Origin of the sequence: Paenibacillus hubeiensis, from assembly GCF_032334105.1 — a bacterium.
Classification (GTDB): domain Bacteria; phylum Bacillota; class Bacilli; order Paenibacillales; family Paenibacillaceae; genus Paenibacillus; species Paenibacillus hubeiensis.
On sequence record NZ_JAVYAE020000001.1, the window covers coordinates 963,877 to 976,309 of the forward strand.

A 12,433-nucleotide genomic window follows, 5' to 3' on the forward strand; every position below is an offset into this window, starting at 1 on the left:
TCCTCGGATCGTTCAAAACAGTGTATTCGTCCAAAGCATGGTTCGCCTGTTTCTTTGTCCATGCCCAAAAATTTGGGGGATTCCCCCTACCCTGTTGAGCGGCTTCCAAACAAATGAATGTAACAGAAAAAGGCCCGCAAGCGCGGGCCCTTTATGGTAAAACCTGATATGGTGATGTTCACCTTTGTCGGTGAAACTACCTTTTCCCGGGATCGTACGGTTCGCCCAATGCGGATGGCGCGGAAGAACGCCCTACCGCAGCAATCAGCACAATCAGTGTGAGCAGGTATGGAAGCATATAAATAATTTCCTGGGGAATACTTTGCGTCCATTCGAACAACTGTACATAGTTCCGGATCGCTTGCGAGAAACCGAAGAATACGGCCGCGCCAAAGGCACCGATCGGGTTCCATTTACCAAAGATCATGGCTGCAATCGCAATATACCCTTGTCCGGATACCGTATTATGGGAGAACGTTCCTGTCGTTGTCAATGTAATGGCCGCCCCGCCAACTGCTGCGAGCGCGCCACTGATCATCACCGCAACATAACGGTAACGGCGAACTTTCACACCGACAGTATCCGCTGCACTCGGGTGCTCGCCCACGGAACGCAACCGAAGACCGAAAGGTGTTTTGAACATGATGTAATACGTCAGGAAAACAAATACGATCGCCAGATAGGTTGTCGGATATACGTTCTTGAACAACGCTTCACCGAGCAAAGGAATATCCTTGAGCAGCGGCACGTCGAATTTGTTGAAACCTTGGACCAACGGGGAGTCCCCGGAACCTTCAAACAACAATTTAACCAAATACAGCGTGCTTCCTGCCGCCAGGAAGTTGATCACGATCCCGCTGATGATTTGATCCGCTTTAAACGTAATGGACGCGACCGCATGAATCAAGGATACCAGTACGCCTAGCAAAACAGCGCACAGTACACCCATCCATGCCGAAGTCGTCCCCCCCATGCCCGCTTCCTGAGCATAGTGTGCACCGATCCCTGCCGCAAACGCGCCAAAGACCATGAAACCTTCAATTCCGAGGTTGGTTACACCGGACTTTTCCGAAAAAATTCCGCCTAGGGATGCAAAAATCAATGCCGTGGCAAAGACAAGCGTCGTATTGATAATTTGCCCAATTGTCAACAAGTCCATCTACAACACCTTCTCTTTCTTGCGCTTGGAATAGAACGGTTTAAGTACCCAGCGCACGATGCCTTGTGCCGCAATGAAGAAGATAATCGAACCGATCACAATCCGAATGATTTCAGGCGGCACATCCGCGGCAAAGCTCATCCCCGCAGAGCCATAAGTAAGCGTACCGAACAACAACGCTCCGAGCAGAACGCCGAACGGATGATTCAAACCAATCAACGCTACCGCGATGCCGTCAAAGCCCGTTCCCGGAGAACCGGACATCACGGTCTGATATTGGAATACGCCCAGAACCTGGAACGCTCCGCCAAGACCTGCAAGCATACCGCTGATGAACATCGCTTTGACAATGTTGCGATTTACGTGCATGCCCGCATATTCGGCCGCATTAGGGTTGAGACCTACGGCACGGATTTCATAACCCTGTTTCGTTTTCCACATGTAAATATAAAAGACCACGGCCAAAACGAGAGCGATCAGCGTACCCAAATGCACGCGGGAATTGCCCATCAACTCAGACAGCCAGTTCAAACTGATCGAAGCCGATTCGCTAATATCGACGGAACGGTTTTCGCCCTGAAGCAGCAGAAATTGGCGCACGATCAAATTAGCCAGATAAAGCCCGATCCAGTTCAGCATGATACTGCTGATCACTTCGTTTACGCCACGCGCAGCCTTCAAATAACCGGCAATCGCCGCCCACAGTCCACCGAAAAGGGCTCCCGCGATCATGGCGAGCGGTGCATGGATATAAATAGGCAGACCTGCAAATTTAACCCCGACAAACGTCGCAGCCGTCATACCTACGAGAAATTGACCTTCTCCCCCGATGTTAAACAAACCTGCGCGCGAAGCGAATGCAAACGCAAGCCCGGTCATGATGAGCGGTGTCATCTCCCGCACGGCTTCGCCGAAGTTGTACATATCGCCAAACACTTTGGTGAACAGCGCGCTATATGCTTCAACCGGGTTGTATCCACCGAACAGCATAACGATTCCGCCCAAAATCAATCCCATGACGATGGCCACAACAGGCAAAATAAAGGAATCTCGGGTAAACCATTTCAATATGTTACTCATGCACAGTACCTCTCTTTTGGGTGCTGCCCGCCATCATCAAGCCGAGCTCCCTGTCATTGGTTTCTTCCGGCAGCACCTCGCCCACAATCCGTCCCTCGTAGATGACGGCAATGCGGTCAGACACGTTGATGATCTCATCCAGTTCGAACGAAATCAGCAAAACGGCCTTCCCTTGATCCCGCTGGGCAATCAATTGCTTTTGCACAAACTCGATCGCACCAACGTCCAAACCGCGGGTTGGCTGAGCAGCGATAAGAAGCTCCGGATTTTTGTCGACTTCGCGCGCAATAATCGCTTTCTGCTGGTTCCCTCCCGACAAAGAACGGGCTTTCGTTTCAATGCTTGGTGTACGCACGTCAAACGCCTCGACCAGCCTTTTGGCTTGTTTTTTGATCGCGTCAAAATTGAGGAACCCTCTGCGGGTATAAGGCGCCTTGTAATAAGACTCCAGAACAATGTTTTCACTAACGGAAAAATCGAGAACAAGTCCATGTTTATGCCGATCTTCGGGAATATGCGCTAACCCGGATTCCGAGATATAACGCGGAGACTGGTTGGCAAGTTCTTTCCCTTGCAAACGAATGGAGCCGCCGTCCACTTTGCGCAGGCCGGTGAGCGCTTCGATCAACTCGCTCTGGCCGTTGCCGTCAACGCCCGCAATGCCGACGATTTCTCCGGCGCGCACATTCAGGTTAAGCTGATTCAGAACGGAGATGCCTTCCTTGTTTTTGGACGACAAATTGCTGACTTCCAGCACGTTCGCACCCGGAGTCGCAGGTTTTTTGTCTACCTTAAACGTTACGTTGCGTCCAACCATCTTTTCGGCCAGCTCGTTCGGGTTGGTTTCCGACGTTTTCACCGAATCGATAACTTTGCCTCGGCGAATGATGGTAACCGTATCGGAAATTTCCATGATTTCTTTCAGCTTGTGCGTGATCAAAATAATGGATTTGCCTTCGGCCACCAACTTCTTCATGATCTGCATCAATTCTTTGATTTCCTGCGGAGTCAATACGGCCGTAGGCTCGTCAAAGATCAGAATGTCCGCACCGCGATACAAGGTCTTCACGATTTCAACGCGCTGCTGCATACCCACCGAGATATCGTGGATTTTGGCATGCGGGTTCACCTGAAGTCCATATTGTTCGGACAGGCGCTGTACTTCTGCTGCTGCTTTTTTATAGTTAATGTTGGGACCTTTGGTAGGCTCAGATCCCAAAATAATGTTCTCTGTTACCGTGAACGGCTGGACAAGCTTAAAGTGCTGATGCACCATGCCGATGCCAAGCTCAATCGCTTTGTTTGGACTATCAATGATCACCGGCTTGCCGTTCACCTCAATGGATCCTTCATCCGGCTGATAGAGGCCAAATACAATATTCATCAATGTTGACTTACCAGCACCGTTTTCGCCCAATAAAGCATGAATCTCGCCTTTTCGAAGCTGAAGGCTGATAGCGTCGTTGGCAACAATGCCTGGGAAACGCTTCGTGATTTGTTTTAACTCAACGACGGGGGTTCCTGCACCCATGTAATCACCCTTATAACTGATATAGTGTGTGGTTCCGCAAAACGAAAGAAAAACGTCCATCGACGTTAATTGTTAGACCGAATGCTTCTTGCGATTGTTCTTCATGCAATATGTCTGAAACGCTCCTTTTGGAGGCTTCGCTGGCCAAGATAAGCTGCGGGCAATCATAAGGCCGGTCAAGACCGGCCCAATGACGTATTTCCTTATTTGCAAACCATATTATTCGGTAGGTACTTTAATTTCGCCGCTGATGATTTTTTGTTTGTACTCTTCCACTTTGTCCAGGATTTCCTTGGATACGTTTTTCGTGGATGTGTCTGCGATGCCTACGCCGTTTTCTTTCAGAGTCAGATTTTCTGCTCCGCCTTTGAACGTACCGTCGATCACTTCTTTATTCACGCGTTTAACCGCTTCGTCAACTTTTTTGATCATGGAAGTCAGGGTCACATCGTCGCCAAATTCAAGGGATTGGTCTTTGTCGACACCGATAACCCATACGTCTTGTCCTTGTTTCTTGCGAGCGATCGCTTCGTTGAACACACCGTTTCCTGTTGCGCCTGAAGCGTGGAAAATGATATCTACGCCTTTGTTGTACAGTGTCGCTGCCGCTGCTTTACCAAGGTCAGGCTTGTCGAACGCGCCTGTGTAGTTGGAAATAAATTCGGCATCCGGATTTACAGCTTTTACGCCTTCTCTGAAGCCAACTTCAAATTTCTTGATCAGCGGGCTGTCCATACCGCCGACAAAACCGATTTTGTTCGTTTTTGTGCTCAGTCCGGCAACAACGCCTACGAGGTAAGACCCTTCTTCTTCAGCAAAGGTTACGGATTTAACGTTTGGCGCATCCACAACGCTGTCGATGATGGCCAGTTTGGCATCCGGGTTTTGGTCAGCAACCGTTTTGATCGCATCAGCCAATTGGAACCCGATTCCCCAAGTCAAGGAGTAGTTGTTTTTAACAAACTCGTTCAAGTTAGGAATATACTCTTCATCAGCTTTGGATTGCAGGTATTTTACTTTCGCTCCGGTTTCAGTCTCTGTTGCTTGCAGAGCTTCCCAAGCGGATTGGTTAAAGGATTTGTCGTTAACGCCGCCGACATCGGTTACCATACCGATCGTCACATCGCTGGCAGTTTCCGTTTTAGGTGCTTCAGTGCTTCCACCTGCATTATTTTCTTCAGCAGGTTTGCTGCCGCAACCTGCAAGCAGTACGGAACCGGCAAGCAGCATCGACAAGGACAAGCTCAAAAACTTCTTCATTTAATCTGTTCCCCCTTAATGATATATACCTAATTCCAATCCGAGCCATATTGGACGAAATGAACAGATATCAGACGCAGATAATCATTGGAATGTATGGTTTATTAAGCAATAAACCTTAATTCCTTGCTGATCCAGCCCGTTGATCTGTCGAAAAACCGAACATTATGACCAAGAAAGAAAAGTTTAGGACTAGCCTACAGAGGTGATTATACATTTAACCAGTGTATAAATCTAGATGTTCCTTAGCAAAGTTCACTTATTTTCGCACTTTTTTTGTTGGAAACGCTTTAAAATTTAGCGATTTAACACACTAACGTCAAAACGATGTTACGTTATGTGACGAAAATGTGACTCTTGTTATATTTCCAACTTGATTTCACTCAAAAAAACTTGCATTATTTCACACAGCCAATGATATGTAAGTGACTAAGCTGATATCCTTTCCGCCACTACATTTCCAGTGTCTCCTCCGTTCAGGCAGAGTATGCAATTAAGGATTGTGGCGTAGAAAAAGCCGCCATATAGGTACGGCGGCTTGGAATTGCGTTTCTTGATTAAGCGTTAAGTTTGCCTTTGGCTACAGTAGCCAAGGAGTTGAACGCGTTGATGTCGTTAACAGCCAGATCAGCCAGCATTTTGCGGTTCATGTCTACGCCAGCCAATTTCAATCCATGGATCAGCTTGTTGTAGGACAGTCCGTTTTGACGAGCTGCTGCGTTGATCCGAACGATCCACAGTCTGCGGAAGTTGCGTTTCGTTTGACGACGGTCACGGTATGCGTATACCAGGGATTTCATGACCTGCTCGTTAGCTGTTTTAAAAATACGGTGTTTGGAACCGAAATAACCTTTAGCCAGTTTCAATACTTTTTTATGACGACGACGTACTACAAAACCGCCTTTTACTCTTGCCATATTAAAGAACCTCCCAAATAAATATTAAATGTATCCTGATATGCGTACAGCCAAAGCCGTCCCCCCATACCACGTACGAATTTTTGAATTAGCCTTTCAGGTTAGCCAGACCTTGTTTCAAACGTCTTACGTCTCCAGCAGCCATAACCGGGTTGCCGTTCAGGACGCGTTTAGCACGTTTGGATTTGTGGGAAAGCAAGTGGTTTTTGTGAGCTTTGTAACGCAGGACTTTACCGGAACCGGTGATTTTGAAGCGTCCTTTCAAACTGCTGTGTGTTTTCATTTTAGGCATGTTGTGTTTCCTCCTTCAATGTTATCAGGCTTTTGGAGCCAGAATCATAATCATGCTGCGGCCTTCCAGTTTCGGTTGGCGCTCAACGGTGCAGAGTTCTGCAACTTCCGTTTTGACGCGTTCCAAAATTTTCTGACCAACCGAAGCGTGTGTAATCTCCCGTCCGCGGAAACGCACGGAACATTTCACTTTGTCGCCTTCTTTCAAAAACTTAACTACATTGCGAAGCTTCGTTTGGAAATCATGCTCCTCGATATTGGAACGGAACCATACTTCTTTGATATCCACAATTTTCTGGTTCTTACGGGCTTCTTTTTCTTTCTTTTGCTGCTCATAGCGGAATTTGCCATAGTCCATGATGCGACATACCGGCGGTTTAGCCTGCGGAGCCACATTGACCAGATCCAGGTTGAGATCAATCGCCATTTGCAGCGCTTCACGAATGGGCTTAATCCCGATTTGCTCTCCCTCAGCTCCGACAAGGCGTACTTCCTTCGCCCGAATCTCATCATTAATCATGTGATCTTTACTAATAACAGTCCACCTCCAGGTCATTTTGAATATCCTGTTACACAAAAATAAAAGGGATGCCGGTCTAGCTACCGACATCCCTGTAATCAACACCATTCCTCATGAACATACTCACATAAATTCATAATGATTGGGATCGTTGACCAGCCAACATATGTTGGTCAGGTGAGAAGTCGGACTTCTGCTTGTGATTCCAGTCTATTCTCTTTCAAAGCACTAGAACAATATATCACTTTGGAAAAGCATTGTCAACCATTTTATGAATCAAGGCACACAGCCGATGGCCGCATGCCTCGTTCAACGTTATCCTTGTTTGCTCTGCACCTCATCCAGGCGTACAACCCGCGTATGCTGCGTATGGCTCCACTGCTTGTTGTTCTGCGTGAAGAACGCATAGAACGTGATGGGATACCAGGAGAGCAGATAGATCGGGAATACGATCAGGTACATGTACACTTTGGCAAATTTAACTTTCTCGAGAGCCATCGACAACAGGAACGTCAAAATGTTCAAACCGATTGCCAGAAATCCGACCCAAAGCGGGAAGTATCCATAAATATTGGCGATGTTCGGACCGTTGAACACGGCTGTATCGACCCACATTATCGCAGTCAGCAAAAACGTCAGCAAGACAACATAAACGTTCGCACCGTAAATGGCAAGGTCGAATTTGACCAGACTGCGTTCCTTGATGCTTTTCCACAACAGAGGGAAGAAATATCTGCGCGCGACGGTAAAGTGACCCTGCATCCAGCGCAGGCGCTGTCTGGCCGAAGCCTTGAACGTCAATGGCTTTTCGTCGAACACTTTGGCATCGTAATTGAATACCGGATATACGTTGCGTTGCACGCTTCGCATGGTAAACTCCAGGTCCTCCACCAAGCTTGTGGCGCCCCATCCGATTTCCTTCAGCAGATTGGTCTCAAAGCACATCCCCGTACCGCCAAGGAAGTTCGCCATATTCAGGTTGTGGCGGGACAGCTGCCACAGACGGTTGATGTACCAGTACGATACGCCGTAAGCCGCAGTGATCCAGGAATCTTCCGGGTTTTTCGTGTCGATATAACCTTGGATAACGCGAGCTCCGTTGCACAAATCATTGTTCATTTCGAGCAGGAAGTTGCGGTCAACCAGATTGTCCGCATCAAACATGACAACCGCATCATACTGGCGCGGCAGGCCCCATAAATATTTAAGCATCCACTCGATGGCATATCCTTTGCCTCGCAGATCCGGGTTGGTGCGCACACAGGCATTCCATCCGTGCTCGCGCACGATTTGCGCCGTGCTGTCCGTACAGTTGTCGCAAATGACGAATACGTCGTACAGATCCTTCGGGTAATCCAGCTGCTTGAGATTTTCCATCAATGCCCCGATAACCTGCTCTTCGTTATGGGCCGCTACCAGCACCGCGAAGGACTTTGTCGCAGGGTAATGCTTCTTTTTCTTTTTCTTATACAGACCGAACAGTGAAAACGTGAATTGGTACACAGCCAGCAGCGCGAGAATGACCTGCAGCGTGACGAATATAGCGTCCAACATCGTTCTCTGTTACCCCCTTTTTTTTCAGACCCTTTTTTGCTTTTCGTTTTTGTCTTTTTTGTTTCTGCATGTTGTTTGTTTTTGTTTGATGCAGAATATGACCCGTTGCTTTGATTACTACGCAGATGTCTCAGGCATGGTTGCCAGCAGTTTGCTGCTTTATCGATTTTGGATGCTTTTCAGCCATTTGTCAAAACCCCGATTCCACGTATTGAAGCAGAAATGTGATCTTAAAACGCTGAATTGGCAATCCGTTGCACCACACCCTTGGATTCATGCCCGTTATATCCTATTTTCAGCCGTTTCCTTTATTTTTATTTCTAAAGTCCCTGTTTGTGTTCACCCTCCTGCCGTTGGTCGGAAAGAGACTTCACTAAAATAACGTTTACGGCCGGCAAAAAGTTCTAAAGAAACTCACATTTTCTTTACCCCATTCCGCCACATTGAATCATTGTAGCCGTTTTGGCTCGTCCAAGTCAAAAAGCAAACTGGTTGGCCACCCATAGTTTAACATTCATTTTACGTTCTTTACATGTCTTCTTCTTGAAAAGGACATCATTTAAAAATATGATAAACATGTACCTGAATAACCCCGACTTCACGAAAAACGGTTATATAACAATCAGGGCGATCCGGAAGCACAATGACAGAAATACCGCCGCCGTCTGGGCGGCCTGACTGGCAGGAGGCCAAAATGAGCCGTTTATTCGTTAAGTTTCAAGAGTATGATCGCAATGTTTTCATGTGGATTAATGGTCGACTTCATAATCGCTTTATGAATTTTTGGCTATACTATTTCACTCATCTCGGCGGAGCGACCGCTTCGATCACCGTATCCTTGTTGATATGGCTGCTGGCTCCGGCACCGTGGAGCACAACCGGGCTGCAGGCCTGCATCGCTTTGGCAGTCAGCCACATTCCTGTTGCCATCGCCAAAAAGCTGTACCCTCGCATCAGGCCGTATCTCGCACTGCCGGATGCGATCACGTTCCGCAACCCGCTTACGGATCATTCTTTTCCATCCGGGCATACTACAGCCATCTTTTCGGTGACCGTCCCTTTTATGGCCATGGACTTCATTCTGTTATGCGCTTTATTGCCGGTTGCACTTATTGTCGGATTTTCTCGCATTTATCTCGGGCTGCACTATCCCTCAGACGTACTAGCAGGGGCAACAATCGGTACTTTAGTCGCACTGGCAACAGTTGCATTATGGGCATAAAGCAGATATGTTAGACTAAGGAAAACCTAGCAGGAACAGGTGAAGCAAGCGTGGAAAAGAAACGAATACTCCTATTATCCGAAGGCTTTGGTGCAGGTCATACCCAGGCAGCTTATGCACTTTCCAGCAGTTTGCGCAAGCTATCGCCTGGCGTGCAGACGAAGGTGCTTGAACTGGGAAGCTTTTTGAATCCCAGGGTTGCGCCGCTGATCATTACAGCTTACAAAAAAACGGTAACCAAACAGCCGAAGCTGGTGGGTTACGTATACAAACACCAGTATAAAAAATCGCTGAACCGGTTCACGACGCTTGCCTTGCACAAGTTGTTCTATACGCATACGCGCAGCATCGTGCGCCAGCTTCGGCCCAATGTCATCGTATGCACCCACCCGATACCAAGCGCGGTCATCTCCCGCTTGAAACGTTTGGGCATCATGGTGCCGCTGTGCACGGTCATTACCGATTACGATGCGCACGGAACGTGGATCAGCCCCGAAGTCGACCTGTATCTCGTCTCTACCGAAGAGGTACGATCCAAACTGCTGCTGCGCGGAGTGTCCTCAGACCGCATTCGGGTTACAGGCATTCCCGTGCACCCGAGTTTTTGGGAGCATCCAGGCAAAGATGAAATCCGCAGCAAGTTCGGCTTAAAAGACATGCCTACCGTACTTGTTATGGGTGGCGGCTGGGGCATGCTCAGCGATGAGGTCATCAACCAGTTTTTGACGCGCTGGCACGAGGATATACAGATTATTTTCTGCTTGGGCCGCAATGACAAAGCAAGAACGGACATGGAGCAGAACCCTACTTATCAGAAAGAAAACATTCATATCATGGGCTATACCAAAGAAATCGACAAATTAATGGAAGTTTCGGACCTGCTCATCACAAAACCAGGTGGCATGACATGCTCGGAAGGGCTTGCCAAAGGCATTCCCATGCTGTTCCACAATCCCATTCCGGGCCAGGAAGAAGAGAATGTGCAGTATTTTACTTCCAGAGGACTCGGGGAGTCTATCTCTTCCTTCGACGTGATCGTCAAATGGATGAACAGACTGCTCCACAAATACCCGGATATCGTTCGCAGGCGGAAGCGTCATTTGGCGCAGATCGCGAAGTACCACCCGCTGCAAAGCGCTCAGAGCATTCTCGATCTGCTTGACTTTCGCACGCAGCCTGACCAGAACGCGAACCCTGCCCCGTAATGATCCCGGTTTTATCGTGCAATTTCAATCATTCTACACAAAGGCGCCTTCATGCTTGAAGGCGCCTTTGTGTGCGCACCAGCGTTGCCTAAACCTAGGACGGAACCGACCACCAACGAAACCCCGATGACCAAAGTTCAATGCAGGCGCAAAAAGCAAAATTTCGAATCAGAATGCTCCGTTCGCGACCTGCCAACGCAAAAAGAACGGCACACAGGTTGCAGCCAACCCGGTGCCGTTTTTCTACTTTTCACTCGTTTCCTTGTTGTCTTTCGCTTCACGTACTTTGTATTTGTCCAGACGGATTTGCTGATATTCACGCAAAGCCTCTTCCCCAACGATCACTTCAACGCGGTGGATGTTCATGCCTTTGCCCATGAATTTCTGCTCGTACTCGGTCATGACATGCTCTTCGTTCAATCCATCCCGATGCAAGTTGAGCGATAGATTCGTCATTTGCAAGCCAAAGTCCGCAAATGCGTTAAGGGAAAATTCAAACAACGTCTCCGAATCGGTCTTGAAATGGATTTGTCCTTTGGCATTCAGCAATTCGACGTATTTCTTCAAAAAACGGGGATGCGTCAAACGGCGGCGTGCATGCTTTGCCTTCGGCCACGGATCGCTGAAATTCAAATAAATGCGTTCGAGCTCGCCAGGTTCAAATATTTCTTCGATGCTCTCGATGTTAGCCAAAGCCAGCTTGAGGTTCGGCGGCGTGTCGACCGCGTTCTCATTCCATGCCTTTCTCGCCTTCTCACTGGCTCTTCGCACCAGTTCATCGAACATATCAAAACCGATAAAATTGTACTGTTGGTGTTTATGGCTCATCTGGCTAATGAACTGGCCTTTGCCCATGCCGAATTCCACAAAGATCGGACGATCATTGCCAAACAGTTTGGACCATTGTCCCTTGTATTGTTTGGGATCCAAAATCACGAGGTCTTCCTGCTGCTCCAGGCTTTCCCGGATCCCTTTTCTTCCACGTAAACGCATCTTATTCCTCCGTTTGCTGATACTTGTCTCAGAATCATTGTGCCGAAGAAGCGGCGAATTGTAAAGGGCAAAGAAAAAGGAATCTTTGAATTGCCGATGAGGCAAATAACAAAGATTCCTTTTCCGATATATTTGGAATTGGGGTCCAACTACTTTAACAGTTCATAGTCTACCTTATCTTGGTGTGAAAAATCAAATGTCTTTTCGAAAGCATCGCGAACTTTTTGCCTTGCAGCCGCTTTCACTTTCGGATTGCCATTAAAACGAACACCTGTCAGGGCCAGCGCCTCTTCTGCCGTCAACTCAACGGAAACGCGATGAACATCATTATTATTTTTGACTTGGGAATTCATTCATATCACCTCACGGTATAATATGGTCCATGACGTCAAAATTCATTCAATTGCCGTGATGAATAAGTACCCTTTGGATGTGTCTGACGTTGGTTTAAATATAACACATCATGTGAACTATTTCAAGTGAAATCGTTGAATTTCCGGCCTATTTTTGAGAGTTGAAAGCGATTTAAAATGGAGCATTACAGCTTGGATGAAGGCCTCGATATCGCGTCCGAACGACGGATGCACACTGCCCCCATTTTTTGATACAATAATAGCAGTCCATACAGATGCGGATTTCCGAAATCCGTTCCTGATCGTGAACAGATAAGAGCCTTTCCTTTTTTCGCGTATGGAGGATGG

General features: G+C 47.7%; 12 protein-coding genes. 2 read left to right on the forward strand and 10 right to left on the reverse strand.

Features of this window, described 5'->3' with window-relative positions; all coding sequences use genetic code 11:
- Positions 1-196: 196 nt before the first annotated feature.
- From RSX24_RS04585 to RSX24_RS04620, 8 genes are all read right to left on the reverse strand, one after another.
- The gene (locus tag RSX24_RS04585; protein WP_236415995.1) at positions 197-1,159 is read right to left on the reverse strand and encodes an ABC transporter permease; all 963 of its coding nucleotides are present in this window, start codon (positions 1,157-1,159) and stop codon (positions 197-199) included.
- Positions 1,160-2,239 (reverse strand): ABC transporter permease, encoded by a 1,080-nt coding sequence (locus RSX24_RS04590; protein WP_236415996.1) that lies wholly within the window; start codon positions 2,237-2,239, stop codon positions 1,160-1,162.
- Complete coding sequence (locus tag RSX24_RS04595; protein WP_236415997.1) at positions 2,232-3,770, reverse strand: ABC transporter ATP-binding protein; 1,539 nt, start codon at positions 3,768-3,770, stop codon at positions 2,232-2,234. Before RSX24_RS04595 ends, RSX24_RS04590 begins: the two co-directional genes overlap by 8 nt.
- 219 nt (positions 3,771-3,989) lie before the next feature.
- Positions 3,990-5,030, reverse strand: coding sequence for a BMP family lipoprotein (locus RSX24_RS04600; protein ID WP_236415998.1), 1,041 nt, complete (start codon positions 5,028-5,030; stop codon positions 3,990-3,992).
- 557 nt (positions 5,031-5,587) lie between these two features.
- Entirely contained in the window at positions 5,588-5,947 is a 360-nt protein-coding gene (gene rplT, locus RSX24_RS04605; protein WP_236415999.1) for a 50S ribosomal protein L20, read from the reverse strand.
- An 88-nt stretch (positions 5,948-6,035) separates the two neighbouring features.
- Positions 6,036-6,239 carry a 50S ribosomal protein L35 gene (gene rpmI / locus RSX24_RS04610; protein ID WP_017689665.1) on the reverse strand — a complete coding sequence of 68 codons (204 nt, stop codon included), beginning with the start codon at positions 6,237-6,239 and terminating at the stop codon, positions 6,036-6,038.
- A gap of 24 nt (positions 6,240-6,263) precedes the next feature.
- On the reverse strand, positions 6,264-6,758 hold the full coding sequence (gene infC / locus RSX24_RS04615; RefSeq protein WP_236416326.1) for a translation initiation factor IF-3: 495 nt from the start codon (positions 6,756-6,758) through the stop codon (positions 6,264-6,266).
- 315 nt (positions 6,759-7,073) lie between these two features.
- The gene (locus tag RSX24_RS04620; protein ID WP_236416000.1) at positions 7,074-8,312 is read right to left on the reverse strand and encodes a glycosyltransferase family 2 protein; all 1,239 of its coding nucleotides are present in this window, start codon (positions 8,310-8,312) and stop codon (positions 7,074-7,076) included.
- A 694-nt stretch (positions 8,313-9,006) separates the two neighbouring features.
- Here RSX24_RS04620 and RSX24_RS04625 point away from each other — a divergent pair.
- Together RSX24_RS04625 and RSX24_RS04630 are read left to right on the forward strand one after the other, a co-directional pair.
- Entirely contained in the window at positions 9,007-9,534 is a 528-nt protein-coding gene (locus RSX24_RS04625) for a phosphatase PAP2 family protein (protein WP_236416001.1), read from the forward strand.
- Between the two features lie 50 nt (positions 9,535-9,584).
- Positions 9,585-10,739, forward strand: coding sequence for an MGDG synthase family glycosyltransferase (locus RSX24_RS04630; RefSeq protein ID WP_236416002.1), 1,155 nt, complete (start codon positions 9,585-9,587; stop codon positions 10,737-10,739).
- Positions 10,740-10,982: 243 nt separating this feature from the next.
- Here RSX24_RS04630 and trmB read toward each other — a convergent pair whose 3' ends face one another.
- Positions 10,983-11,732: a tRNA (guanosine(46)-N7)-methyltransferase TrmB gene (trmB, locus tag RSX24_RS04635; protein WP_343259782.1), complete on the reverse strand. Its 750-nt coding sequence runs from the start codon at positions 11,730-11,732 to the stop codon at positions 10,983-10,985.
- A gap of 149 nt (positions 11,733-11,881) precedes the next feature.
- Entirely contained in the window at positions 11,882-12,085 is a 204-nt protein-coding gene (locus RSX24_RS04640; RefSeq protein ID WP_236416004.1) for a hypothetical protein, read from the reverse strand.
- Positions 12,086-12,433: the final 348 nt, after the last annotated feature.

What these genes read in the sequence shown, in the direction of transcription:
- RSX24_RS04620 (WP_236416000.1), bottom strand. Translation starts at nt 8,312, where the DNA reads ATGTTGGACGCTATATTCGTCACGCTGCAGGTCATTCTCGCGCTGCTG.
- rplT (WP_236415999.1), bottom strand. Translation starts at nt 5,947, where the DNA reads ATGGCAAGAGTAAAAGGCGGTTTTGTAGTACGTCGTCGTCATAAAAAA.
- infC (WP_236416326.1), bottom strand. Translation starts at nt 6,758, where the DNA reads ATGATTAATGATGAGATTCGGGCGAAGGAAGTACGCCTTGTCGGAGCT.
- rpmI (WP_017689665.1), bottom strand. Translation starts at nt 6,239, where the DNA reads ATGCCTAAAATGAAAACACACAGCAGTTTGAAAGGACGCTTCAAAATC.
- RSX24_RS04640 (WP_236416004.1), bottom strand. Translation starts at nt 12,085, where the DNA reads ATGAATTCCCAAGTCAAAAATAATAATGATGTTCATCGCGTTTCCGTT.
- trmB (WP_343259782.1), bottom strand. Translation starts at nt 11,732, where the DNA reads ATGCGTTTACGTGGAAGAAAAGGGATCCGGGAAAGCCTGGAGCAGCAG.
- RSX24_RS04585 (WP_236415995.1), bottom strand. Translation starts at nt 1,159, where the DNA reads ATGGACTTGTTGACAATTGGGCAAATTATCAATACGACGCTTGTCTTT.
- RSX24_RS04590 (WP_236415996.1), bottom strand. Translation starts at nt 2,239, where the DNA reads ATGAGTAACATATTGAAATGGTTTACCCGAGATTCCTTTATTTTGCCT.
- RSX24_RS04600 (WP_236415998.1), bottom strand. Translation starts at nt 5,030, where the DNA reads ATGAAGAAGTTTTTGAGCTTGTCCTTGTCGATGCTGCTTGCCGGTTCC.
- RSX24_RS04625 (WP_236416001.1), top strand. Translation starts at nt 9,007, where the DNA reads ATGAGCCGTTTATTCGTTAAGTTTCAAGAGTATGATCGCAATGTTTTC.
- RSX24_RS04595 (WP_236415997.1), bottom strand. Translation starts at nt 3,770, where the DNA reads ATGGGTGCAGGAACCCCCGTCGTTGAGTTAAAACAAATCACGAAGCGT.